25 protein-coding genes and 1 other annotated feature are annotated in these 26,396 nt (G+C 35.8%); of the genes, 24 read left to right on the top strand and 1 reads right to left on the bottom strand.

Features of this window, described 5'->3' with window-relative positions:
* The first annotated feature begins 337 nt into the window (after positions 1-337).
* The 21 genes from cysE to tuf all read left to right on the top strand — a co-directional run bounded on the left by cysE (position 338) and on the right by tuf (position 22,089).
* On the top strand, positions 338-979 hold the full coding sequence (gene cysE, locus MT340_RS11380; protein ID WP_103297554.1) for a serine O-acetyltransferase: 642 nt from the start codon (positions 338-340) through the stop codon (positions 977-979).
* Positions 963-2,363, top strand: coding sequence for a cysteine--tRNA ligase (cysS, locus tag MT340_RS11375; RefSeq protein ID WP_243590056.1), 1,401 nt, complete (start codon positions 963-965; stop codon positions 2,361-2,363). The genes cysE and cysS overlap by 17 nt, the downstream gene beginning before the upstream one ends.
* 1 nt (position 2,364) lies before the next feature.
* Positions 2,365-2,754, top strand: coding sequence for a Mini-ribonuclease 3 (locus tag MT340_RS11370; RefSeq protein ID WP_243590055.1), 390 nt, complete (start codon positions 2,365-2,367; stop codon positions 2,752-2,754).
* A 5-nt stretch (positions 2,755-2,759) separates the two neighbouring features.
* Positions 2,760-3,509, top strand: coding sequence for a 23S rRNA (guanosine(2251)-2'-O)-methyltransferase RlmB (rlmB, locus tag MT340_RS11365; RefSeq protein WP_243590054.1), 750 nt, complete (start codon positions 2,760-2,762; stop codon positions 3,507-3,509).
* Positions 3,506-4,033 carry an NYN domain-containing protein gene (locus tag MT340_RS11360; protein ID WP_243590053.1) on the top strand — a complete coding sequence of 176 codons (528 nt, stop codon included), beginning with the start codon at positions 3,506-3,508 and terminating at the stop codon, positions 4,031-4,033. The genes rlmB and MT340_RS11360 overlap by 4 nt, the downstream gene beginning before the upstream one ends.
* Before the next feature lie 70 nt (positions 4,034-4,103).
* On the top strand, positions 4,104-4,694 hold the full coding sequence (locus MT340_RS11355) for a sigma-70 family RNA polymerase sigma factor (RefSeq protein WP_243590052.1): 591 nt from the start codon (positions 4,104-4,106) through the stop codon (positions 4,692-4,694).
* A gap of 95 nt (positions 4,695-4,789) precedes the next feature.
* Complete coding sequence (rpmG, locus tag MT340_RS11350; RefSeq protein WP_126566037.1) at positions 4,790-4,933, top strand: 50S ribosomal protein L33; 144 nt, start codon at positions 4,790-4,792, stop codon at positions 4,931-4,933.
* A gap of 64 nt (positions 4,934-4,997) precedes the next feature.
* On the top strand, positions 4,998-5,198 hold the full coding sequence (gene secE / locus MT340_RS11345) for a preprotein translocase subunit SecE (RefSeq protein WP_243590051.1): 201 nt from the start codon (positions 4,998-5,000) through the stop codon (positions 5,196-5,198).
* A 30-nt stretch (positions 5,199-5,228) separates the two neighbouring features.
* Positions 5,229-5,777, top strand: coding sequence for a transcription termination/antitermination protein NusG (gene nusG / locus MT340_RS11340; protein WP_243590050.1), 549 nt, complete (start codon positions 5,229-5,231; stop codon positions 5,775-5,777).
* 201 nt (positions 5,778-5,978) lie between these two features.
* Positions 5,979-6,401 carry a 50S ribosomal protein L11 gene (rplK, locus tag MT340_RS11335; RefSeq protein WP_001832298.1) on the top strand — a complete coding sequence of 141 codons (423 nt, stop codon included), beginning with the start codon at positions 5,979-5,981 and terminating at the stop codon, positions 6,399-6,401.
* A 300-nt stretch (positions 6,402-6,701) separates the two neighbouring features.
* Entirely contained in the window at positions 6,702-7,397 is a 696-nt protein-coding gene (gene rplA / locus MT340_RS11330) for a 50S ribosomal protein L1 (RefSeq protein ID WP_243590049.1), read from the top strand.
* 161 nt (positions 7,398-7,558) lie between these two features.
* Positions 7,559-7,709, top strand: a sequence feature (ribosomal protein L10 leader region).
* A 32-nt stretch (positions 7,710-7,741) separates the two neighbouring features.
* On the top strand, positions 7,742-8,242 hold the full coding sequence (rplJ, locus tag MT340_RS11325; protein WP_243603874.1) for a 50S ribosomal protein L10: 501 nt from the start codon (positions 7,742-7,744) through the stop codon (positions 8,240-8,242).
* Between the two features lie 39 nt (positions 8,243-8,281).
* Complete coding sequence (gene rplL, locus MT340_RS11320; RefSeq protein ID WP_011276720.1) at positions 8,282-8,650, top strand: 50S ribosomal protein L7/L12; 369 nt, start codon at positions 8,282-8,284, stop codon at positions 8,648-8,650.
* A gap of 174 nt (positions 8,651-8,824) precedes the next feature.
* Positions 8,825-9,433 carry a class I SAM-dependent methyltransferase gene (locus MT340_RS11315; RefSeq protein ID WP_243590047.1) on the top strand — a complete coding sequence of 203 codons (609 nt, stop codon included), beginning with the start codon at positions 8,825-8,827 and terminating at the stop codon, positions 9,431-9,433.
* 210 nt (positions 9,434-9,643) lie between these two features.
* The gene (gene rpoB / locus MT340_RS11310; protein ID WP_243590046.1) at positions 9,644-13,195 is read left to right on the top strand and encodes a DNA-directed RNA polymerase subunit beta; all 3,552 of its coding nucleotides are present in this window, start codon (positions 9,644-9,646) and stop codon (positions 13,193-13,195) included.
* 196 nt (positions 13,196-13,391) lie between these two features.
* Entirely contained in the window at positions 13,392-16,985 is a 3,594-nt protein-coding gene (rpoC, locus tag MT340_RS11305) for a DNA-directed RNA polymerase subunit beta' (protein ID WP_243603944.1), read from the top strand.
* A 199-nt stretch (positions 16,986-17,184) separates the two neighbouring features.
* Positions 17,185-17,445, top strand: a complete 261-nt coding sequence (locus MT340_RS11300) for a ribosomal L7Ae/L30e/S12e/Gadd45 family protein (RefSeq protein ID WP_243590045.1) — start codon at positions 17,185-17,187, stop codon at positions 17,443-17,445.
* 89 nt (positions 17,446-17,534) lie between these two features.
* Complete coding sequence (gene rpsL / locus MT340_RS11295) at positions 17,535-17,948, top strand: 30S ribosomal protein S12 (protein ID WP_243590044.1); 414 nt, start codon at positions 17,535-17,537, stop codon at positions 17,946-17,948.
* Positions 17,949-18,018: 70 nt separating this feature from the next.
* On the top strand, positions 18,019-18,489 hold the full coding sequence (gene rpsG / locus MT340_RS11290; RefSeq protein ID WP_001137495.1) for a 30S ribosomal protein S7: 471 nt from the start codon (positions 18,019-18,021) through the stop codon (positions 18,487-18,489).
* 122 nt (positions 18,490-18,611) lie between these two features.
* Positions 18,612-20,693, top strand: coding sequence for an elongation factor G (fusA, locus tag MT340_RS11285; protein ID WP_243590043.1), 2,082 nt, complete (start codon positions 18,612-18,614; stop codon positions 20,691-20,693).
* 211 nt (positions 20,694-20,904) lie between these two features.
* On the top strand, positions 20,905-22,089 hold the full coding sequence (gene tuf / locus MT340_RS11280; protein ID WP_103297571.1) for an elongation factor Tu: 1,185 nt from the start codon (positions 20,905-20,907) through the stop codon (positions 22,087-22,089).
* Between the two features lie 367 nt (positions 22,090-22,456).
* Here the strand turns inward: tuf and MT340_RS11275 are convergent, their stop codons facing one another.
* On the bottom strand, positions 22,457-23,620 hold the full coding sequence (locus tag MT340_RS11275) for a M20 family metallopeptidase (protein WP_243590042.1): 1,164 nt from the start codon (positions 23,618-23,620) through the stop codon (positions 22,457-22,459).
* Positions 23,621-23,874: 254 nt separating this feature from the next.
* Between MT340_RS11275 and MT340_RS11270 the strand changes: the two genes are divergently transcribed.
* From MT340_RS11270 to MT340_RS11260, 3 genes are all read left to right on the top strand, one after another.
* Positions 23,875-25,065, top strand: a complete 1,191-nt coding sequence (locus MT340_RS11270; RefSeq protein ID WP_243590041.1) for a glycine C-acetyltransferase — start codon at positions 23,875-23,877, stop codon at positions 25,063-25,065.
* Between the two features lie 128 nt (positions 25,066-25,193).
* Entirely contained in the window at positions 25,194-25,700 is a 507-nt protein-coding gene (locus MT340_RS11265; protein ID WP_243590040.1) for a GNAT family N-acetyltransferase, read from the top strand.
* Positions 25,701-25,709: 9 nt separating this feature from the next.
* Positions 25,710-26,129: an NUDIX hydrolase gene (locus tag MT340_RS11260; RefSeq protein ID WP_243603873.1), complete on the top strand. Its 420-nt coding sequence runs from the start codon at positions 25,710-25,712 to the stop codon at positions 26,127-26,129.
* Positions 26,130-26,396: the final 267 nt, after the last annotated feature.

Below are 26,396 nucleotides of genomic sequence, written 5' to 3'. Positions count from 1 at the left end.
TTGAAATTTTACATTAAAGCTCATATGATTAGGTTACACATGAAACAAAGGATTAGTAAATATCAGATAATGTATTCAGAGAGTGTGCGGGAGCTGCGAGCACATCATTATCAATATTGAATGCACCTTTGTGTTAACTATCAATTGAATATGTAAATGAGTATGATAAAGAGGCTGTCTTGAAAGATGGGATGTCTTTATCTAAATACAGAGTGGAACCGTGCGGTAGCGCCTCTAACATATATGTGTTAGAGGTGCTTTTTTATTAACTAAAATTTAGATTAAGTAGTCGTGATTGTGAAATTAATTACTTTTTAAAACTGAGGGGGAGACAGTCTTGATAAAAAGAATTAGAGACGATGTGAAAATGGTATTTGAACAGGACCCAGCAGCACGTACAACATTTGAGGTTATTACAACTTATGCTGGTTTACATGCAGTATGGAGTCACTTAATTGCGCATAAATTATATAACAAAAAACGATATGTCCTTGCTAGAATCATATCTCAAGTTTCTCGCTTCTTTACAGGAATTGAAATTCATCCTGGTGCCAAAATTGGGAAACGTTTATTCATCGACCATGGTATGGGTGTCGTAATTGGAGAAACATGTACAATTGGCGACAATGTAACGATTTATCAAGGTGTTACATTAGGCGGTACGGGTAAAGAAAAAGGAAAACGTCACCCAGATATTGGCGATAATGTGCTGATTGCGGCAGGTTCAAAAATATTAGGTAATATTCAAATAGATTCTAATGTTAATATCGGGGCGAATTCAGTCGTATTACAATCTGTGCCTAGTTATACAACTGTAGTAGGTATTCCAGGTCATATTGTGAAACAAGAAGGAAAACGTATCGGTAAAACATTCGATCACCGTAATTTACCGGATCCATTATATGAACAAATTAAACAACTAGAAAAACAACTTGAAAAAGCTAAGAACGGAGAGATTAAAGATGATTACATTATATAATACATTAACGCGTCAAAAGGAGACGTTTGAGCCTATCGAACCAGGTAAGGTGAAAATGTATGTATGTGGTCCAACAGTATATAACTACATTCATATCGGTAACGCGCGTCCAGCTATTAATTATGACGTTGTACGACGTTACTTTGAATATCAAGGCTATGAAGTGACATATGTTTCAAACTTCACAGATGTTGATGATAAATTAATTAAACGCTCAAAAGAGCTTAATGAAAGTGTACCTGAAATCGCAGATAAATATATTAAAGCATTTTATGAAGATGTCGGTGCTTTAAATGTGAAGAAAGCTTCTTCAAATCCTCGAGTAATGGACCATATGGACGAAATTATTTCCTTTATCAAAGAGCTAGTAGACGAAGGTTATGCATACGAAAGTAACGGAGATGTTTACTTTAGAACACGTCAATTTGATGGTTATGGTAAATTAAGTCACCAATCTATTGATGACTTAAAAGTAGGTGCCAGAATTGAAGCGGGTGAACAAAAAGAAGACGCGCTAGATTTCACTTTATGGAAAAAAGCAAAACCAGGTGAAATTAGTTGGGAAAGTCCATTTGGTGAAGGACGTCCAGGCTGGCACATCGAATGTTCAGTAATGGCTTATCATGAACTAGGTAAAACCATTGATATTCATGCCGGTGGTTCAGATTTACAATTCCCTCACCACGAGAATGAAATTGCGCAATCTGAAGCACATAACCATGCACCTTTTGCGAACTACTGGATGCATAATGGTTTCATCAATATTGATAATGAAAAAATGAGTAAATCGTTAGGTAACTTTATTTTAGTGCATGACATTATTAAAGAAGTTGATCCAGATGTACTACGTTTCTTCATGATCAGTGTGCATTATAGAAGCCCAATTAACTATAACTTAGAATTAGTGAATGCTGCGAAAAGTGGCTTAGAACGTATTCGTAACAGTTATAAATTAATTGAAGAACGTGAGGCAATTGCAACAGATATTGCAGATCAGTCTGAGTATATCGAACAAATCGATGTTATTTTAGAACAATTTGAAACAGTGATGAATGATGACTTTAATACTGCCAATGCAGTAACTGCTTGGTATGATTTAGCGAAACTTGCGAATAAATATGTATTAGAGAATACTACATCAACACAAGTAATTGCGCGTTTTAAAGAAGTTTATCATATTTTCAGTGATGTTCTTGGCGTGCCACTTAAAGGTACAGATTCAGAAATGTTGTTAGATGAAGATATTGAAAAGCTTATCGAGGAACGAAATGAAGCACGTAAAAATAAAGATTTCGCACGAGCTGATGAAATTAGAGATATGTTGAAAGAACAAAATATTATTTTAGAAGATACGCCTCAAGGTGTGCGTTTCAAACGTGGTTAATATGGAACCGAAATTATTGAATCCTTTAACGTTAGCATATATGGGCGATGCAGTATTAGATCAACATGTCCGACGTTATATTGTATTAAAATTACAAAGTAAACCCAATCGTTTACATCAAATGGCTAAACGCTACGTTTCTGCTAAAAGTCAGGCGCAAACATTGGAAAAGTTAGTTGACGCGCAATGGTTTACGGACGAGGAATTGGACATCGTTAAAAGAGGGCGTAATGCTAAAAGTTATACCAAAGCTAAAAATACAGATATACAAACATATCGTAAAAGTTCAGGCTTAGAAGCCGTGATAGGATTTTTATATTTAGATCATCAAGAAGATAGATTAGAAGCGTTGCTTGATGTAATTGTTCAATTAGTCAATGAAAGGGAGTGAAATCAGTGGAAGATATCGTAATTGTTGGTAGACACGCTGTTAAAGAAGCGATTGTCTCTGGACATACCATCAATAAAATTTGGATTCAAGAAGGCATAAGAAAACAACAAATTAATGACATCTTACAAAATGCAAAAGAACAAAAATTAATTGTTCAAACAGTGCCAAAATCGAAATTAGATAATTTAGCAAATGCACCTCATCAAGGGGTGGCAGCATTAATTGCACCATATGAATATGCAGATTTCGATCAATTTGTTAAAGCGCAAAAAGAAAAAGAAGGTCTATCTACAGTTATTATTTTAGATGGTCTTGAAGATCCACATAACTTAGGATCTATTCTAAGAACTGCTGATGCTAGTGGTGTCGACGGTGTCATCATACCTAAGAGACGTTCTGTTGCCTTAACTCAAACAGTGGCTAAAGCCTCTACTGGTGCCATTCAACATGTACCAGTAATGCGAGTGACTAATTTAGCTAAGACAATCGACGAGTTAAAAGATAATGGTTACTGGGTAGCTGGTGCTGAAGCGGACAATGCTACTGATTATCGTAATATGGAAGCAGATATGGCATTAGCGATAGTAATTGGCAGTGAAGGTCAAGGTATGAGTAGATTAGTAAAAGATAAATGTGATTTCTATATTAAGATACCAATGGTTGGTCATGTTAATAGCCTTAATGCATCAGTAGCAGCCAGTTTAATGATGTATGAAGTGTACCGTAAAAGACATCAACTCGGAGATAACGCATGAAGGATAGATATTTAATTATCGACGGCTATAATATGATAGGACAATCTCAAGAATTAAGTAAGATTGCACGTGAGAACTTACAAGAAGCACGAGAACAATTACTTGATGAAATAGCAAATTATAACGCTGTTGTGGCAGATGAGATTGTATGTGTATTTGATGCTTATGAACAATCAGGTATTGAAAGAGAATATATTTATCATGGCGTGAAAACAGTTTTTACTAAAGAAAAAGAAACTGCTGATAGTTATATCGAACGCTATGTTTATAATTTATACAATAAACATACAACGCATATTACAGTCGTAACGAGCGATATGAGTGAACAGCATGCGATATTTGGTGCAGGCGCATATCGTGTATCATCTAGAGAAATGTGGCGTGATTTGAAAGAAAATGAAATAACTGTTAGTAAGTCTTTAGATGATTTTAGTGAAAGTAAACCGAGAACTCGAATTTCGCTTTCAAATGATGTTTTAGCAGAATTTGAAAAAATTAGACGTGGTAATCATAATAAAGATTGAATTTGACCACTTGTCATTTGATAGAAGTTCTTTATACACTATGCCTACTTTAATATGAAAGGTATAGTGTATGACTCAAAATTTCAAACAACTAGAACAAGCATTTATTAACTTTCAACAAAGTCAAAATAGTCATGAACGAGAACAAATATTTACATTTATAGTAAGCCAGTTGCACTCAAGCTTTCAAATGAAATTTAAGCAAGCGGGTGTGTCCTCTGCAGATGTTCAGGATTTGGTACAGGAACTATTCATAAGAACGTATTTGTCACTACAAACTTTTGATTTTACGTTGAACGTTCCATTTGAGCATTATTTAAATTGTATGGTTCGCTCGCTTAGGAATGATTTTTGGAGAAAAAGATATGCAGAGGTAACTAGAAATGAATCTTTGATAAATGAATTTGTCGTGAGATACAATTGGAACAAATATTCAAAGCAAACAGAAGAGTATTGTCTGCTTCAAAGACAAATAGAGTTATTATATGAAAGTTTATTAGGTTTGAGTCAATTAGAAAAAAATGTAGCGCAATTATTGTTACTTGATTATGCGCCGACAGAAATAGCTAGAAAATTAAATATTAAAGATAAAGTAGTTTACAATAGTATTCAACGTTGTAAAATGAAAATGAGAAAATATTTAAATACGCATAATTGCTAGATTGGTAAGGAGATAGTAGTACTATGCTAGTTTGACATTTATTGTGAAATTTATGTATAGTATACTGGTATTAAAATGAGTAAAGGTGAAATGTTGTGAAAAAAGTACCTTTAATTTGTGAAGTTTGCGGTAACAGAAATTATAATGTCCCGAAAAATGAAAATTCTGCAACGAGATTAGAATTAAAAAAATATTGTCCGAGATGTAATGCCCATACGATTCATAAAGAATCAAAATAAGTTTGGCGATAATGTGATATTTTAAATAGATGGCTAATCAGCGGTAAGTATGGAGGTAATATTGATGGCTAAAGATAAAGGCACAGGTAAAGAAAAAGAAAGTTTCTTCCAAGGCGTTAAAAGTGAGATGGAAAAAACAAGTTGGCCTACGAAAGAAGAACTTTTTAAATACACTGTAATCGTAGTATCTACAGTGATTTTCTTCTTAGTGTTTTTCTGGTTGTTAGATGTAGGTATCGGTAATTTAATTCAATTATTTAGATAAGAGTAAGGATTAAGGAGAAGGAGTGACAACATGTCTGAAGAAGTGGGCGCAAAGCGTTGGTATGCCGTGCATACGTATTCTGGATATGAAAATAAAGTTAAAAAGAATTTAGAAAAAAGAGTAGAATCAATGAATATGACAGAACAAATTTTTAGAGTTGTCATACCAGAAGAGGAAGAAACACAAGTTAAAGATGGAAAAGCTAAAAAACAAATTAAGAAAACATTTCCTGGTTATGTGTTAGTAGAACTAGTTATGACAGACGAGTCATGGTATGTTGTACGTAATACGCCAGGTGTAACTGGTTTCGTTGGTTCAGCAGGTGCTGGTTCTAAGCCTAATCCATTACTTCCTGAAGAAATGAGATTCATCTTAAAACAAATGGGTCTTAAAGAAAAAACAATCGATGTCGAATTAGATGTTGGCGAACAAGTACGTATCAAATCTGGCCCTTTCGCTAATCAAGTTGGTGAAGTTCAAGAAATTGAACCTGATAAATTTAAATTGACTGTATTAGTTGATATGTTCGGCAGAGAAACACCAGTTGAAGTTGAATTTGATCAAGTTGAAAAATTATAAAATATATTCAGAAGAAAAAGAATACTGAAAAACAAAGTCTCTTAAAAAAAGATGAAATTTTACTATTGATTTTTAAGTGAGTTCAGTGTTAAAATAATGTGGTCGCGTTTTTAGAACGCTCATTTCGTCACGAAATGTTTATGAGTGGGAGGGCAAAACTGAGCCCTGTGACCACATCACGATATCAAGGAGGTGCACATCGTGGCTAAAAAAGTAGAAAAAGTAGTTAAATTACAAATTCCTGCAGGTAAAGCGAACCCAGCACCACCAGTTGGTCCAGCATTAGGTCAAGCAGGTGTGAACATTATGGGATTCTGTAAAGAATTCAACGCACGTACGCAAGAACAAGCAGGTTTAATCATTCCGGTAGAAATCAGTGTATATGAAGATCGTTCATTTACATTCATTACTAAAACTCCACCGGCTCCAGTACTACTTAAAAAAGCAGCTGGCGTTGAAAAAGGTTCTGGTGAACCAAACAAAACTAAAGTTGCTACAGTAACTAAAGATCAAGTACGTGAAATTGCACAAACTAAAATGCAAGACTTGAACGCTGCAGACGAAGAAGCAGCTATGCGTATTATCGAAGGTACTGCACGTAGTATGGGTATCACTGTACAATAATTTTTTGAACATAAAATTTAGATTATCGAAATAAAAGAAGAGGTCTGGACAAAGTTTTGCTTTTAGAACGTGATTAATCGGTTCTTAAAAGATAAACACTTTTGTCCCAACCTCGTTAGACGATGGCAGGTAACAGAAACGACAACCAATAATATTGTCTGTGATGAATTTATCCTTGTTTTGAAACCTGATGGTTATTCGAAACGTTAGACATTCATCTGTTATCTGCTCTTAACTTGTGTAATACACAAGTAAGCGTGGGAGGAAATTCCGCTAAAACCACTAAAGGAGGAACAATAAATGGCTAAAAAAGGTAAAAAGTATCAAGAAGCAGCTAATAAAGTTGATCGTACTAAACACTATAGTGTTGAAGAAGCAATCAGCTTAGCTAAAGAAACAAGCATTGCTAACTTTGACGCATCAGTTGAAGTAGCTTTCCGTTTAGGAATTGATACACGTAAAAATGACCAACAAATCCGTGGTGCAGTAGTATTACCAAACGGTACTGGTAAATCACAACGTGTATTAGTATTTGCTAAAGGTGACAAAATCACTGAAGCAGAAGAAGCAGGCGCAGATTACGTAGGTGAATCTGATTATGTACAAAAAATCCAACAAGGTTGGTTCGACTTTGACGTAGTAGTAGCTACTCCAGATATGATGGGCGAAGTTGGTAAATTAGGTCGTGTATTAGGACCTAAAGGTTTAATGCCAAACCCTAAAACTGGTACTGTAACTATGGATGTTAAAAAAGCTGTTGAAGAAATCAAAGCTGGTAAAGTTGAATACCGTGCTGAAAAAGCAGGTATCGTACATGCTTCAATCGGTAAAGTTTCATTTAGCGATGAAAAATTAGTTGAAAACTTTAAAGCTTTACAAGATGTATTAGCAAAAGCTAAACCATCTTCAGCTAAAGGTACTTACTTCAAATCTGTTGCTGTAACTACAACAATGGGTCCTGGAGTTAAAGTTGATACTTCTTCATTCAAATTATAATTTAAACAATAAATAATAATTGATATAGATTAAAGACTGAGAGAATTTGATGTAATGTCGCAATAGCACATATGGTTATATATTTGCTAAAGAACTTTTACAATTAATTTCTTTCAGTCTTTAAAAAAATGTTGACATATCACAATAATCAGGTTATATTACTTATTGTGATTATTTTACCTAAGACAGTAGGAGTTATTTATAACTTAAAATTTATCCTACCGAGGCTAAATTGACTTGAACGTGATGATTATTATAATGATCTTTCAAGCACTTTTTGCCGTGGGTAGAAAGTGCTTTTTTTATTAAAAAAAGCACCAAAAAATAAAAATGGAGGTGTCTGAATGTCTGCTATTATTGAAGCTAAAAAACAACATGTTGATGTTATTGCTGAACAACTTAAAAATTCAGTTTCAACTGTAATCGTTGACTACCGTGGTTTAACTGTTGCTGAAGTAACTGAACTTCGTTCACAATTACGTGAAGCAGGTGTTGAGTATAAAGTATACAAAAACACAATGGTTCGTCGTGCAGCTGAAAAAGCAGGTATCGAAGGCTTAGATGAATTCTTAACTGGTCCTACAGCTATCGCAACTTCTACTGAAGATGTAGTTGCTCCAGCGAAAGTTATTGCAGGATTTGCTAAAGAACACGAAGCTTTAGAAATTAAAACAGGCGTTATGGAAGGTAGCCTTATCTCAGCAGAAGAAGTTAAAACTGTTGGTTCATTACCTTCACACGATGGTCTTGTATCTATGCTTTTATCAGTATTACAAGCTCCAGTACGCAACTTCGCTTATGCGGTTAAAGCTGTTGGAGAACAAAAAGAAGAAAGCGCTGAATAATCGCGCATAAAATATTAAAATAATTGGAGGAATAATAAAATGGCTAATCAAGAACAAATCATTGAAGCAATTAAAGAAATGTCAGTATTAGAATTAAACGATTTAGTAAAAGCAATTGAAGAAGAATTTGGTGTAACAGCAGCAGCTCCTGTAGCAGCAGCTGGTGCAGCTGGTGGCGGCGACGCAGCAGCTGAAAAAACTGAATTTGACGTTGAATTAACTTCAGCTGGATCTTCAAAAATCAAAGTTGTTAAAGCTGTTAAAGAAGCAACTGGCTTAGGCTTAAAAGATGCTAAAGAATTAGTAGATAACGCTCCTAAAGTAATCAAAGAAGGCGTTGCTAAAGAAGAAGCTGAAAAACTTAAAGAACAATTAGAAGAAGTTGGAGCTACTGTAGAATTAAAATAATTCTAGTAACTTAACTTAATATTACAGTTATCTATTTAATTCATTATTATTTTATTTGAAGAGAAAAAGATAACTTGAATTCTTTGAGAAATTAAAACCCCGTTATCACGATAACGGGGTTTTTACTTCATTTTCTGGCAAATCAAAGATGAACAATGATAGAGAGGTGCAATGATGGGACATTATTATGATGAAAATCCTGAGGTGCAAAGTGATGAAAAGGTGATTTGTTACCATTATCATCAACACGAATTAACTTTGACTACGGATGCGGGCGTATTTTCTAAAGGGAAAGTTGATTTTGGTTCGGATACGCTTGTTCAAACATTTCTAAATGAACATCCACCAGGTCCGAGTAAAAAGATTGTTGATGTTGGTTGTGGTTATGGGCCAATTGGGCTTATGATAGCGAAAGTTTCACCACATCACCATATTACAATGGTTGATGTGAATCAACGTGCGTTAGCCTTAGCTGAGAAAAATAAAAAAGCGAATCACATAGATAACGTAGAAATAAAAGAAAGTGATGGCTTATCACAATTAAAAGATAATAGTTATCATTTTGTATTAACTAATCCTCCCATCCGTGCAGGTAAAGAGGTTGTTCATCGTATTTTTGAAGAAGCATATTTGAAGTTGGAAGATCAAGGCGAATTATACGTGGTCATTCAAAAGAAACAAGGTATGCCTTCAGCTAAAAAGAAAATGGAAGAACTATTTAATAATGTAGAAACTGTGAATAAGAATAAAGGTTACTACATCTTGAAAAGTCGAAAAGGTTGATTTCAAGGTAGTATTCTGATATAGTTATAAAATGTAAAAATTTATGTTCAATAAGTGTGTACTTTTACGCAAAATGAGTATGTAAAACAAGAATAATTGTAGAATCGAAAATGGTGTCATCAGTTGTGTTGCCGTTTTCTTTTTGTCTTGTATTGCGACTTTTTGTTTTGTGTAGAAGTTTAGCACGCAATATTTGAGGGGTGAATCTGTTTGGCAGGTCAAGTTGTCCAATATGGAAGACATCGTAAACGTAGAAATTATGCGAGAATTTCAGAAGTATTAGAATTACCAAACTTAATAGAAATTCAAACTAAATCTTACGACTGGTTCTTAAAAGAAGGTTTATTAGAAATGTTCCGTGATATTTCACCAATTGAAGATTTCACTGGTAACCTTTCTTTAGAATTTGTAGATTACAGATTAGGTGAACCAAAATATGATTTAGAAGAATCTAAAAACCGTGACGCTACTTATGCTGCACCTCTTCGTGTTAAAGTACGTCTAATTATTAAAGAAACTGGAGAAGTCAAAGAACAAGAAGTGTTCATGGGTGACTTCCCATTAATGACAGATACAGGTACGTTTGTAATTAATGGTGCAGAACGTGTTATTGTTTCTCAATTAGTACGTTCACCATCCGTTTATTTCAACGAAAAAATCGACAAAAACGGTCGCGAAAATTATGATGCGACAATCATTCCTAACCGTGGCGCATGGTTAGAATATGAAACTGATGCTAAAGACGTAGTTTACGTACGTATTGATAGAACACGTAAATTACCATTAACAGTATTATTACGTGCTTTAGGTTTCTCTAATGATCAAGAAATTATTGATTTATTAGGTGACAGTGAGTACTTACGTAACACGCTTGAAAAAGACAGCACTGAAAATACTGAACAAGCATTATTAGAAATTTATGAACGTTTACGTCCTGGTGAACCACCAACAGTTGAAAATGCTAAGAGTCTATTATACTCACGTTTCTTCGACCCTAAACGTTATGATTTAGCAAGTGTTGGTCGTTACAAAACAAACAAAAAATTACATTTAAAACACCGTTTATTTAACCAAAAATTAGCTGAACCAATCGTTAATAGCGAAACTGGTGAAATTGTTGCTGAAGAAGGCACAGTTTTAGACCGTCGTAAATTAGACGAAATTATGGAAGTTTTAGAAACGAATGCTAATAGTGAAGTGTTTGAATTAGAAGGTAGCGTTATCGACGAACCTGTAGAAATTCAATCTATTAAAGTCTATGTACCAAATGATGAAGAAGGACGTACAACTACTGTAATTGGTAATGCGTTACCAGATTCAGAAGTAAAATGTATTACTCCTGCTGATATCATTGCCTCAATGAGTTATTTCTTTAACTTATTAAATGGCATTGGTTATACAGATGATATTGACCATTTAGGTAACCGTCGTTTACGTTCAGTTGGTGAACTTTTACAAAACCAATTCCGTATCGGTTTATCAAGAATGGAACGTGTTGTACGTGAAAGAATGTCAATCCAAGATACAGATTCAATCACACCACAACAATTAATTAATATTCGTCCTGTAATTGCATCAATTAAAGAGTTCTTCGGTAGCTCTCAATTATCACAATTCATGGACCAAGCTAACCCATTAGCTGAGTTAACACATAAACGTCGTCTTTCTGCCTTAGGACCTGGTGGTTTAACACGTGAACGTGCTCAAATGGAAGTACGTGACGTTCACTATTCTCACTATGGTCGTATGTGTCCTATCGAGACACCAGAGGGACCAAACATTGGTTTGATTAACTCATTATCAAGCTATGCACGTGTTAATGAATTTGGTTTCATTGAAACACCATACCGTAAAGTAGACTTAGATACTAACTCTATTACAGATCAAATCGACTACTTAACAGCTGATGAAGAAGATAGTTATGTCGTTGCCCAAGCGAACTCTCGCTTAGATGACAATGGCCGTTTCTTAGACGACGAAGTAGTTTGTCGTTTCCGTGGTAACAACACAGTTATGGCAAAAGAAAAAATGGACTACATGGACGTATCTCCTAAACAAGTAGTATCAGCTGCGACAGCATGTATCCCATTCTTAGAAAACGATGACTCTAACCGTGCGTTAATGGGTGCGAACATGCAACGTCAAGCAGTACCATTGATGAACCCAGAAGCACCTTTCGTAGGTACTGGTATGGAACACGTAGCAGCACGTGACTCAGGTGCAGCAATCACTGCTAAACACAGAGGTCGTGTTGAACACGTTGAATCTAATGAAGTATTAGTACGTCGTTTAGTTGAAGAGAACGGTACTGAACATGAAGGTGAATTAGACCGTTATCCATTAGCTAAATTCAAACGTTCTAACTCAGGTACTTGTTATAACCAACGCCCAATCGTTTCAGTTGGCGATGTAGTTGAATATAACGAAATTTTAGCTGACGGACCTTCAATGGAACTAGGCGAAATGGCTTTAGGCCGTAACGTTGTAGTTGGTTTCATGACTTGGGACGGTTATAACTATGAGGATGCTGTAATCATGAGCGAACGTCTAGTTAAAGATGACGTTTACACTTCAATTCATATTGAAGAATATGAATCAGAAGCACGTGATACTAAACTAGGACCTGAAGAAATCACTCGTGATATTCCTAACGTTTCTGAAAATGCGCTTAAAAACTTAGACGATCGTGGTATCGTTTATGTTGGTGCTGAAGTTAAAGATGGTGACATCTTAGTAGGTAAAGTAACGCCTAAAGGTGTAACTGAATTAACAGCTGAAGAAAGATTATTACATGCTATCTTCGGTGAAAAAGCACGTGAAGTACGCGATACATCATTACGTGTACCACATGGTGCAGGCGGTATCGTACTAGATGTTAAAGTGTTTAATCGTGAAGAGGGCGATGATACTTTATCTCCAGGTGTAAACCAATTAGTACGTGTTTATATCGTTCAAAAACGTAAAATCCATGTTGGGGACAAAATGTGTGGTCGTCACGGTAACAAAGGGGTTATCTCTAAGATCGTTCCTGAAGAAGATATGCCTTACTTACCAGATGGACGTCCAATCGACATCATGTTAAACCCACTTGGTGTACCATCACGTATGAACATCGGACAAGTGTTAGAGTTACACTTAGGTATGGCTGCTAAAAACTTAGGCATCCACGTTGCATCACCAGTATTCGATGGTGCTAACGATGATGATGTATGGTCAACAATTGAAGAAGCTGGTATGGCTCGTGACGGTAAAACTGTCTTATATGATGGTCGTACTGGTGAACCATTCGATAACCGTATCTCTGTTGGTGTAATGTACATGCTTAAACTTGCACACATGGTTGACGACAAATTACATGCGCGTTCAACTGGTCCATACTCACTTGTTACACAACAACCACTTGGTGGTAAAGCACAATTCGGTGGACAACGTTTCGGTGAGATGGAGGTATGGGCACTTGAAGCATATGGTGCTGCATACACATTACAAGAAATCCTAACTTATAAATCTGACGATACTGTAGGTCGTGTTAAAACTTACGAAGCAATCGTTAAAGGTGAAAACATCTCTAGACCAAGTGTTCCAGAATCATTCCGCGTATTGATGAAAGAATTACAAAGTTTAGGTTTAGATGTAAAAGTGATGGATGAACATGATAATGAAATCGAAATGGCAGACGTTGAGGATGAAGATGCAACAGAGCGCAAAGTAGATTTACAACAAAAAGATGTTCCAGAAACACAAAAAGAAACTACTGACTAATAAGCACTTAAGTATATAAATAGCATGAAGTGAAAGATAAACATTTAGTGAAAGTTAGGATGAGCATCTTAGCTTTCCTAAATGCTATCTTCTTTAACTTATATATAGTTTCAATAAATGTGAATCAATCAAATAGCACAGCTAATCTAAATTGAAGGAGGTAGGCTCCTTGATTGATGTAAATAATTTCCATTATATGAAAATCGGTTTAGCCTCACCTGAAAAAATCCGTTCTTGGTCTTACGGTGAAGTTAAAAAACCTGAAACAATTAACTATCGTACTTTGAAACCAGAGAAAGATGGTCTTTTCTGTGAAAGAATATTCGGACCTACAAAAGACTGGGAATGTAGTTGTGGTAAGTACAAACGTGTACGTTACAAAGGTATGGTATGTGATAGATGTGGCGTAGAAGTAACTAAATCTAAAGTACGTCGTGAAAGAATGGGACATATTGAATTAGCAGCTCCTGTATCTCATATTTGGTATTTCAAAGGTATCCCAAGTCGTATGGGTCTTTTATTAGACATGTCACCTAGAGCATTAGAAGAGGTTATTTACTTTGCTTCTTATGTTGTAGTTGATCCAGGTCCAACTGGTTTAGAGAAAAAATCATTATTATCTGAAGCAGAATTCAGAGATTACTATGATAAATACCCAGGCCAATTTGTAGCTAAAATGGGTGCTGAAGGTATTAAAGACTTATTAGAAGAAATTAACTTAGATGAAGAATTAAAAGCATTACGTGATGAGTTAGAATCTGCGACTGGTCAAAGATTAACTCGTGCCATCAAACGTTTAGAAGTTGTAGAATCATTTAGAAATTCTGGTAACAATCCTTCATGGATGATTTTAGATGTACTTCCAATCATTCCACCAGAAATTCGTCCAATGGTCCAATTAGATGGTGGACGTTTTGCTACAAGTGACTTAAACGACTTATACCGTCGTGTTATCAACCGTAACAATCGTTTAAAACGTTTATTAGATCTTGGTGCTCCTGGCATCATCGTTCAAAACGAGAAACGTATGTTACAAGAAGCTGTAGATGCTTTAATTGATAACGGTCGTCGTGGTCGTCCAGTAACTGGTCCGGGTAATAGACCATTGAAATCACTTTCTCATATGTTGAAAGGTAAACAAGGTCGTTTCCGTCAAAACTTACTTGGTAAACGTGTTGACTACTCAGGACGTTCAGTAATCGCAGTAGGACCGAGCTTGAAAATGTATCAATGTGGTCTTCCAAAAGAAATGGCACTTGAATTATTCAAACCATTTGTTATGAAAGAACTAGTTCAACGCGAAATTGCTACAAACATTAAAAATGCTAAAAGCAAAATTGAACGTATGGACGATGAAGTATGGGATGTATTAGAGGATGTTATTAGAGAACACCCTGTATTACTTAACCGTGCTCCTACACTTCACAGATTAGGTATCCAAGCCTTCGAACCTACGTTAGTAGAAGGTCGTGCAATCCGTCTTCACCCACTTGTAACAACTGCTTACAACGCGGACTTTGACGGTGACCAAATGGCTGTTCACGTACCTTTATCTAAAGAAGCACAAGCTGAAGCTCGTATGTTAATGTTAGCTGCACAAAACATCTTGAACCCTAAAGATGGTAAACCAGTAGTTACACCATCACAAGATATGGTATTAGGTAACTATTACTTAACTTTAGAACGTAAAGATGCTGTTAACACTGGTGTTATTTTCAATGATACAAACGAAGTGCTTAAAGCTTATGCAAATGGTTATGTTCACTTACACACTCGTATTGGTGTACATGCTAAATCATTTAACAATCCAACGTTCACTGAAGAACAAAATAATAAAATTTTAGCTACATCAGTAGGTAAAGTAATCTTCAATGAAATCATTCCAGATTCATTTGCTTATATTAACGAACCTACTCAAGCTAACCTTGAAAGTAAAACACCTGATAAATACTTCATTAATCCAACTGAATTAGGTGAAGGTGGACTTAAAGAATACTTCGAGGACAAAGAACTTATTGAACCATTCAATAAAAAATTCTTAGGAAATATTATAGCTGAAGTCTTTAATAGATTTAGCATTACAGATACGTCTATGATGCTTGACCGTATGAAAGACTTAGGTTTCAAATATTCATCTAAAGCTGGTATCACTGTTGGCGTATCTGACATCGTGGTACTTCCAGATAAGCAACAAATTTTAGATGAACACGAAAAATTAGTTGAACGTGTATCTAAACAATTTAACCGTGGTTTAATTACTGAAGATGAACGTTATAACGCCGTTGTTGAAATTTGGACTGACGCCAAAGACCAAATTCAAGGCGAATTAATGCAATCTCTTGAGAAAACAAACCCAATCTTCATGATGAGTGACTCTGGTGCCCGTGGTAACGCATCTAACTTTACACAGTTAGCTGGTATGCGTGGTTTAATGGCTGCGCCATCAGGTAAAATCATCGAGTTACCAATCACATCATCATTCCGTGAAGGTTTAACAGTATTAGAATACTTCATCTCTACACACGGTGCGCGTAAAGGTCTTGCCGATACAGCCCTTAAAACAGCTGACTCAGGTTACCTTACTCGTCGTCTTGTTGACGTTGCACAAGATGTTATCGTTCGTGAAGAAGACTGTGGTACTGACCGTGGTTTATTAGTTTCTGATATCAGAGAAGGTACAGAAATGATTGAACCATTCATCGAACGTATCGAAGGTCGTTATTCTAAAGAAACAATTCGTCATCCTGAAACAGATGAAATCATCATCCGTCCTGACGAATTAATCACAGCTGAAATAGCTAAACAAATTACAGATGCTGGTATCGAACAAATGTATATTCGCTCAGCATTTACTTGTAACACTCGTCATGGTGTATGTGAAAAATGTTACGGTAAAAACCTTGCTACAGGTGAAAAAGTTGAAGTTGGTGAAGCAGTTGGTACAATCGCCGCTCAATCAATCGGTGAACCAGGTACCCAACTTACAATGCGTACATTCCATACAGGTGGGGTAGCAGGAAGCGATATTACACAAGGTCTTCCACGTATCCAAGAGATTTTCGAAGCGCGTAACCCTAAAGGTCAAGCGGTAATTACGGAAATCGAAGGTGTAGTTGAAGATATTAAATTAGCTAAAGATCGCCAACAAGAAATTGTGATCAAAGGTGCTAATGAAACTAGATCTTACTTAGCTTCAGGTACTTCAAGAATCAAAGTAGAAATCGGTCAATCAGTTGAACGTGGTGAAGTATTAACTGAAGGTTCAATTGAACCTAAGAACTTCTTAGCTGTTGCTGGTTTAAATGCGACTGAAAGCTACTTACTTAAAGAAGTACAAAAAGTTTATCGTATGCAAGGTGTAGAAATCGACGATAAACACGTTGAAGTAATGGTTAGACAAATGCTACGTAAAGTTAGAATTATCGAAGCTGGTGACACTAAACTATTACCAGGTTCATTAGTTGATATCCACAACTTTACAGACGCTAACAGAGAAGCATTCAAAGAACGTAAACGCCCAGCTACTGCTAAACCAGTATTACTTGGTATTACGAAAGCTTCTCTTGAAACAGAAAGTTTCTTATCAGCTGCTTCATTCCAAGAAACTACTCGTGTACTTACTGATGCTGCTATCAAAGGTAAACGTGATGACTTATTAGGTCTTAAAGAAAACGTTATTATCGGTAAGTTAATCCCAGCTGGTACAGGTATGAGACGTTATAGCGACGTTCAATATGATAAAGCTGGAACACCAGTTTCTGAAACTGAAGAAGTTGAAGTTACCGAATAATAGCTAAGATAGACTTCATTTAGAAGTTGTCTTTATTACTGACGAGACGGGACGTATCAATCATTTAAGATTGAGGTCTCGCTCTCGTTCTTTATTTTTTGAAAATGAGTAAAAAGTCCACAAAAATTGTTGACTTAACAAGATTAAAAGTGTTATTATAGTAAAGGTTGATGCAAGCAGAACTTTGGAGGATATTTTAATGTCTAATGAAAAAGTTGCACGCTTTAACAAACAACACTTTGTGGTTGGTCTCAAAGAAACGCTTAAAGCGCTAAAAAGAGATCAAGTTGCATCATTGATTATTGCTCAAGACGTTGAAGTCCATTTATTGGCTCGCGTATTTAGCCAAATCAATCATAAAAATATATCTATTTCATATTTCCAAAGCAAACAAGCTTTAGGAAGATATGTAGGTATTAACGTTAATGCAACGATTGTTGCGTTATTGAATGAGAATTAGTAAGTATTTTGCTTACTAAATTTTATTTAACCTAAAAATGAACCACCTGGATGTGTGGGATTAAAAAGTGAAGAGAGGAGGACATTTCAATGCCAACTATTAACCAATTAGTACGTAAACCTAGAAAAAGTAAAACTAAAAAATCAGATTCACCAGCATTAAATAAAGGTTTTAACAGTAAAAAGAAACAATTTACTGACTTAAACTCACCTCAAAAACGTGGTGTTTGTACTCGTGTAGGTACTATGACACCAAAAAAACCTAACTCAGCGTTACGTAAATATGCACGTGTGCGTTTATCAAACAATATTGAAATCAACGCATACATTCCTGGTATCGGCCATAACTTACAAGAACACAGTGTTGTACTTGTACGTGGTGGACGTGTAAAAGACTTACCTGGTGTGCGTTACCATATCGTACGTGGTGCGCTTGATACTTCAGGCGTTGATGGACGTAGACAAGGTCGTTCATTATACGGAACTAAAAAACCTAAAAATTAAGATTAAGATTGTGTAAATTTTAATATCAATTTTTGAGAATATACTATAATAGGAAGGGAGGATTTTCATTATGCCTCGTAAAGGATCAGTACCTAAAAGAGACGTATTACCAGATCCAATTCATAACTCTAAGTTAGTTACAAAATTAATTAACAAAATTATGTTAGATGGTAAACGCGGAACAGCACAAAGAATTCTTTATTCAGCATTTGACCTTGTAGAACAACGCAGTGGTCGCGATGCTTTAGAAGTATTTGAAGAAGCAATCAACAACATTATGCCAGTATTAGAAGTAAAAGCTCGTCGTGTGGGTGGTTCAAACTATCAAGTACCAGTTGAGGTACGCCCAGAACGTCGTACTACTTTAGGATTACGTTGGTTAGTTAATTACGCTCGTCTTCGTGGTGAAAAAACTATGGAAGATCGTTTAGCTAACGAAATCTTAGACGCTGCTAATAATACAGGTGGTGCAGTTAAAAAACGTGAGGATACTCACAAAATGGCTGAAGCGAACAAAGCATTCGCTCACTACCGTTGGTAAGATAAAAGATTTAACCCTGAGTGTGTTCCGTCATATTGGTTTGCCAACTTAAGATGGTTCGTGCTTAGGGCATCGCCATATTCTATAGTACTTATTCAGTAATAACTGGAAGGAGAAAAACAATGGCTAGAGACTTTTCTTTGAAAAACACTCGTAACATCGGTATCATGGCTCACATCGATGCTGGTAAAACAACTACGACTGAACGTATTTTATACTATACAGGTCGTATCCACAAAATTGGTGAAACACACGAAGGTGCTTCACAAATGGACTGGATGGAACAAGAGCAAGACCGTGGTATTACTATCACATCTGCTGCTACAACAGCACAATGGCAAGGCCACCGTGTAAACATTATCGATACTCCAGGACACGTAGACTTCACTGTAGAGGTTGAACGTTCATTACGTGTACTTGACGGTGCGGTTACTGTACTTGATGCTCAATCAGGTGTAGAACCTCAAACTGAAACAGTTTGGCGTCAGGCTACTACTTATGGAGTACCTCGTATCGTATTCGTAAACAAAATGGATAAATTAGGTGCAAACTTCGATTACTCTGTAAGCACAATTCATGATCGCTTACAAGCTAACGCAGCACCTATTCAATTACCAATTGGTGCCGAAGACGAATTTGAAGCTATCATCGACTTAGTTGAAATGAAATGCTTCAAATATACAAACGACTTAGGTACAGAAATCGATGAAATTGAAATTCCTGAAGATCACAAAGATAGAGCAGAAGAAGCTCGCGCTAACTTAATCGAAGCAGTTGCTGAAAGCAATGACGAATTAATGGAAAAATATCTTGGTGACGAAGAAATTTCAGTTGCAGAATTAAAAGATGCTATCCGTCAAGCTACTACTGACGTAGAATTCTACCCAGTACTTTGCGGTACAGCATTCAAAAACAAAGGTGTTCAATTAATGCTTAACGCAGTAATTGATTACTTACCATCTCCTTTAGATGTTAAACCAATCATTGGACACCGTGCTGAAAACCCTGAAGAAGAAGTAGTTGCTAAACCTGACGATTCAGCTGAATTCGCAGCATTAGCATTCAAAGTTATGACTGACCCTTACGTTGGTAAATTAACTTTCTTCCGTGTATATTCAGGTACATTAACATCAGGTTCTTACATTAAGAACTCAACTAAAGACAAACGTGAACGTGTAGGTCGTTTATTACAAATGCACGCTAACTCACGTCAAGAGATTGATACTGTTTACTCAGGTGATATCGCTGCTGCAGTTGGTCTTAAAGATACAGGTACTGGTGACACATTATGTGGTGAAAAGAATGACATTATCTTAGAATCAATGGAATTCCCTGAACCAGTTATCCACTTATCAGTAGAACCAAAATCTAAAGCTGACCAAGATAAAATGACTCAAGCTTTAGTTAAATTACAAGAAGAAGACCCAACATTCCATGCTCACACAGATGAAGAAACTGGACAAGTTATCATCGGTGGTATGGGTGAGTTACACTTAGACATCTTAGTTGACCGTATGAAGAAAGAATTCAACGTTGAATGTAATGTAGGTGCGCCAATGGTTTCATATCGTGAAACATTCAAGCAATCTGCACAAGTTCAAGGTAAATTCTCTCGTCAATCTGGTGGTCGTGGTCAATACGGTGATGTTCACATTGAATTCACACCAAACGAAACTGGCGCAGGTTTCGAATTCGAAAACGCTATCGTTGGTGGTGTAGTTCCTCGTGAATACATTCCATCAGTTGAAGCTGGTCTTAAAGATGCTATGGAAAATGGTGTCTTAGCTGGATATCCATTAATCGATGTTAAAGCTAAATTATTTGATGGTTCATACCATGATGTCGATTCATCTGAAATGGCCTTCAAAATTGCTGCATCATTAGCACTTAAAGAAGCTGCTAAAAAATGTGATCCAGTTATCTTAGAACCAATGATGAAAGTTACAATCGAAATGCCTGAAGAATACATGGGCGATATCATGGGTGACGTAACAGCTCGTCGTGGACGTGTTGACGGTATGGAACCTCGTGGTAATGCACAAGTTGTTAACGCTTATGTACCACTTTCAGAGATGTTCGGTTACGCAACTTCATTACGTTCTAACACTCAAGGTCGCGGTACTTACACTATGTACTTTGACCACTATGCAGAAGTTCCAAAATCAATCGCTGATGACATCATCAAGAAAAATAAAGGTGAATAATTAAAACTTGTTTTAACTAGTAAATCTAGGTAAAATACAGCTTGAGCTTATTAATTAAGCTATCATCTTTATGAATTGATTTTTTGCGAAAAATGCATTATAAAAGAACTATGAATTCTTTTTAGAACAATCATTATTTCTCATGATGGTGAGAAACTATCATGAGAGATAATATTGAAATAACTTTTACTAGAATAGGAGAGATTTAATAATGGCAAAAGAAAAATTTGATCGCTCAAAAGAACATGCCAATATTGGTACTATCGGTCACGTTGACCATGGTAAAACTACTTTAACAGCTGCTATCGCAACTGTATTAGCTAAAAATGGTGACACTGTAGCACAATCATATGACATGATTGACAACGCTCCAGAAGAAAAAGAACGTGGTATTACAATCAATACTGCTCACATCGAATATCAAACTGACAAACGTCACTATGCTCACGTTGACTGCCCAGGACACGCTGACTATGTTAAAAACATGATCACTGGTGCTGCTCAAATGGATGGCGGTATCTTAGTAGTATCTGCTGCTGACGGTCCAATGCCACAAACTCGTGAACACATCTTATTATCACGTAACGTTGGTGTACCAGCATTAGTAGTATTCTTAAACAAAGTTGACATGGTTGACGATGAAGAATTATTAGAATTAGTTGAAATGGAAGTACGTGACTTATTATCTGAATACGACTTCCCAGGTGACGATGTACCTGTAATCGCTGGTTCAGCATTAAAAGCTTTAGAAGGCGATGCTCAATACGAAGAAAAAATCTTAGAATTAATGCAAGCAGTTGATGATTATATCCCAACTCCAGAACGTGATTCTGACAAACCATTCATGATGCCAGTTGAGGACGTATTCTCAATCACTGGTCGTGGTACTGTAGCTACAGGCCGTGTTGAACGTGGTCAAATCAAAGTTGGTGAAGAAGTTGAAATCATCGGTTTACATGACACTTCTAAAACAACTGTTACAGGTGTAGAAATGTTCCGTAAGTTATTAGACTACGCTGAAGCTGGTGACAACATCGGTGCTTTATTACGTGGTATCGCTCGTGAAGACGTACAACGTGGTCAAGTATTAGCTGCTCCAGGTTCAATCACACCTCACACTAAATTCAAAGCAGACGTATACGTTTTATCTAAAGACGAAGGTGGACGTCACACTCCATTCTTCTCAAACTATCGTCCACAATTCTATTTCCGTACTACTGACGTAACTGGTGTTGTTAACTTACCAGAAGGTACAGAAATGGTTATGCCTGGTGACAACGTTGAAATGACAGTAGAATTAATCGCTCCTATCGCGATTGAAGACGGTACTCGTTTCTCAATCCGTGAAGGTGGACGTACTGTAGGATCAGGCGTTGTAACTGAAATCATCGAATAATTTTAATTATTCCTTATTTCAAAGACTCCCTTAGGGGAGTCTTTTTTTGGGAGCAGGACAGAAATTAAAATAATTTCGTCGTCCTGCCCCGGCAAGGATGACTAGATTTGAAAAAGCTTGTTTCAAGCGTATTTTCAAATCAGTCAGCTACTGCCTAAATGTTTAAAGAGGCTAAGACATTTAATCTTGTTTTAGCCTCTTTTTTATATGCCTGAAAACAGGCAATTTTGCCTTTTTATACGGTTAATAGCTATCACGCTATGCTATATATAATTCTCATATTCTATAATAATTAAAAAACGTCTATGATAAACTCCCCGTAAGAGTCATCATAGACGTTTCTCTATAAACCTAATCTATCTATTATTTAAAACACCTTTTCAATTTCTAATATTTTCAAGAACTCACTAGCAGCATACTTAAATGCTGCTTCATCAATATCGAAGTGTGGATTATGATGAGGGGCAGTAATCCCTTTATCAACATTGCCACAGCCTGTTAAGAAAAACGCGCCCGGACGAACTTTTAAATAATGAGAGAAGTCTTCGCCGATCATCATAAGTTCTGATTCATTAAAGCGTAAATGCATCTCATTAGCAGCTTGTTTTACCACTTCATAGCCACTAATATGATTATGAACGGGTAAGTACCCTCGAATATATTCCATCTCATAAGTGATATCATTTGCTAAGGCAAGACCTTGCAATAATTTATCCAATTTATTTTGAATATGCGCCTGTAATTCTGTATCAAACGTACGCACTGTACCTTTACAAAATGCAGAATCTGGAATAACACTATCTGATGAACCAGCTTGAACCATTCCAAATGTCAGCACAGCTTCTTTTACAGGATCAATGGTACGTGATACTATCTTTTGAGCACTTAGAATAAACTCCGCCATAATTACAATAGGGTCAATGGTTTCATGCGGTTTTGCGCCATGTCCACCTTTACCTTTGATCGTAATTGAGAATTCATCTGGAGAGGCCATAATAGCGCCAGGTCGTGAATAAATAGTACCTGTAGGGTAGCCACTCCATAAATGTGTACCATAAATTTTATCCACGTCTCTAAGACAACCATCATCAATCATTTCTTGTGAACCACCCGGCATAATTTCCTCGCCGTATTGAAAGATAAACACGACATTGCCTTTTAATAAATGGCGATGTTCATGCACGATTTCAGCCACGCCTAATAGAATAGCTGTATGCCCGTCATGGCCACATGCATGCATAAAACCATCATTTTTGGATTTATAAGATACTTCATTCTGTTCTTGAATAGGCAAAGCATCAAAGTCAGCTCGAAATGCTACGGTAGGTCCGTTCGCTTTGCCTTTAAATGTAGCTTTTATGCCATTGCGTCCTACTGGCGACTCAATGTCACAATCTAAATGACTTAATTGGTTAAGAATATAATTATGCGTCCATGTTTCCTCAAATGAAGGTTCAGGATATTGATGCATAAAACGACGCATTTGAACCATTCTATTTTCTTTTTTACTGGCTAATTGAAACCAATCCATTAACTCACGCTTCTTCCTTTCTATTATGATTTTTAGTATATCAAATTCTTAAATCTCTCAATAGTTTCTTTTTTTATTTTTTGAAAATGAAGCTTCAAAATAGCAAAAATCGATAATAAATACACATTGAAAATACAATTGTACATGGTATGAAGAATATAGAATATATTGAATTTACAAGCATGATAGTGCTTTCATGTTTATTAAAAATCAGTTATGATTATGGTGATAAATAAATAAAAGGGGAAATGACAATGGTTCAATCTTTACACAACTTTTTAGAAGAAAATATCCAATATTTAAAAGATAATGGATTATACAATGAAATTGATTCAATTGAGGGTGCGAATGGCCCAGAAATTACTATCAATGGTAAACAATATGTTAACTTATCTTCAAACAACTATTTAGGACTAGCTACAAACGAAGATTTAAAAACTGCTGCTAAATCAGCAATTGATTCTCACGGTGTAGGTGCAGGTGCTGTACGTTCAATCAACGGTACTTTAGACTTACATGATGAATTAGAAAAAACATTAGCTGAATTCAAAGGTACTGAAGCAGCTATCGCTTATCAATCAGGATTCAATTGTAACATGGCAGCTATTTCAGCAGTAATGAACAAAAATGACGCTATCCTTTCAGATGAATTAAACCATGCATCTATTATTGATGGTTGTCGTTTATCAAAAGCTAAAATCATTCGTGTTAACCACTCTGATATGGACGATTTAAGAGCAAAAGCAAAAGAAGCTGTTGAATCTGGTCAATATAATAAAGTAATGTACATCACTGATGGTGTATTCAGTATGGATGGAGACGTTGCTAAATTACCAGAAATCGTTGAAATCGCTGAAGAATTTGGTTTAATCACATATGTTGATGATGCCCATGGCTCAGGTGTAATGGGTAAAGGTGCAGGTACAGTTAAACATTTCGGTTTACAAGATAAAATCGACTTCCAAATCGGTACACTTTCAAAAGCCATCGGTGTAGTTGGTGGTTATGTAGCAGGTACTAAAGAACTTATCGACTGGTTAAAAGCGCAATCAAGACCATTCTTATTCTCAACTTCATTAGCGCCTGGCGACACTAAAGCCATCACTGAAGCTGTAAGAAAATTAATGGCTTCTACTGAATTACATGATAAATTATGGGATAACGCTAAATACTTAAAACAAGGTTTAGAAAAATTAGGTTTCGATACTGGTAATTCAGACACACCAATTACTCCAGTAATTATTGGTGATGAAAAAGAAACACAAGAATTCAGTAAACGTCTTAAAGAAGAAGGTATTTACGTAAAATCTATCGTCTTCCCAACAGTTCCACGTGGTACTGGTCGTGTAAGAAATATGCCTACTGCAGCACACACTAAAGAAATGTTAGATAAAGCGATTGCTGCTTACGAAAAAGTAGGTAAAGAACTAGGAACAATTAAATAGTAAATCATACACATATATATTATGTCGTAACATCCATAGGCCACTAGGCTTGTGGATGTTTTTTGTATTATTGAGTGATAAACTGAAAATAACATAGGTATAAACATTATAGAAAGAGAAAAAAGCTTATGCCCGAATTAAAACAATTAGGTTATCAAGATGAAGATGCGGTACTGGAATATTTAAAAGAGTGGTATGACAATGACGAACAAATTATACCGTCTAATACAGATTTAGCGAAATATGATTCTTTTAAACAAATGGTTGATAAGCTTAATAAAGAAGAAGCAGACGCAAATTGGGTGCCTACGACGACCTTGTTTTATTTTAAAGATAATCAAATTGTAGGAGCCGTCGATATTCGTCATAAATTAAATAAACGTTTAACTAATATAGGCGGTCACGTAGGTTACGGTGTTAGGAAATCATATAGAGGTCAAGGTATCGCTTCAACAATGCTTACAGAAGCTATAAAAATTTTGAAGACGTTAGGCGTCGAGACCGTGTTAATGACATGCAATCCTAAAAATTATGCTTCACAAGCAGTAATGAAACATTGTGGAGGGTACGAAATAACACCTTATACAAAGAAAAATGGTAACTTGGTTAGTCGTTTTGAAATAACATATGAATGAAGGGATAATATGAAAGATCTAAAAGTTGTTTACGCATTAATTCAAAATGAAAATGACGAGGTATTACTTGTTCATAATAAAGATGATGATGGATGGTCATTACCAGGCGGTAAGGTAGAATACGGTGAAACACTAGTTGAAGCGTTAGAACGTGAAGTGATGGAAGAAACTGGTTTGACTGCTAAAGTAGGTGACATCGTTAGTATCAATGAAGGCAAATCAACACGTATGGACGTCCATACTTTATTTATTATGTTTAAAGTAACAGTAGATGAATATAACACAGAAATTCATATGAAAGATGAAATTGCAGAATTACGTTGGCTTACAGTAGAAGAAGCAGATAAAAAGTTAGTGTACTATCATCATAGTTTGAAAGAGTTCTTGTTGAACAAAGCGACGTATTATAACGAAGGTTATGTGGACTAGACATTGAAGACATTTGAGTATAAAAAATCATTCTTCACTTAGGAAGAATGATTGGCGTCAAAAGTTTATAAATAGTTTCATATTGAAATGAAATCGCAAGGTATCTCTAATGAGTGTCCTTTTATTTATAGTATAAAGATAACATCATTTAAATATCTTCACAATACTAAGTTAATATTTTTTATAAGTTAAATTAATATTCATAGTTTCGGCTTTTTTGAGTTAGAAAATGTATTTATATGTCTCAATTGTAGGGTAAATAGTTAA

This window comes from Staphylococcus sp. NRL 16/872 (assembly GCF_022815905.2).
Taxonomy (GTDB): domain Bacteria; phylum Bacillota; class Bacilli; order Staphylococcales; family Staphylococcaceae; genus Staphylococcus.
This window is presented reverse-complemented; position numbering and strand designations above follow the sequence as displayed.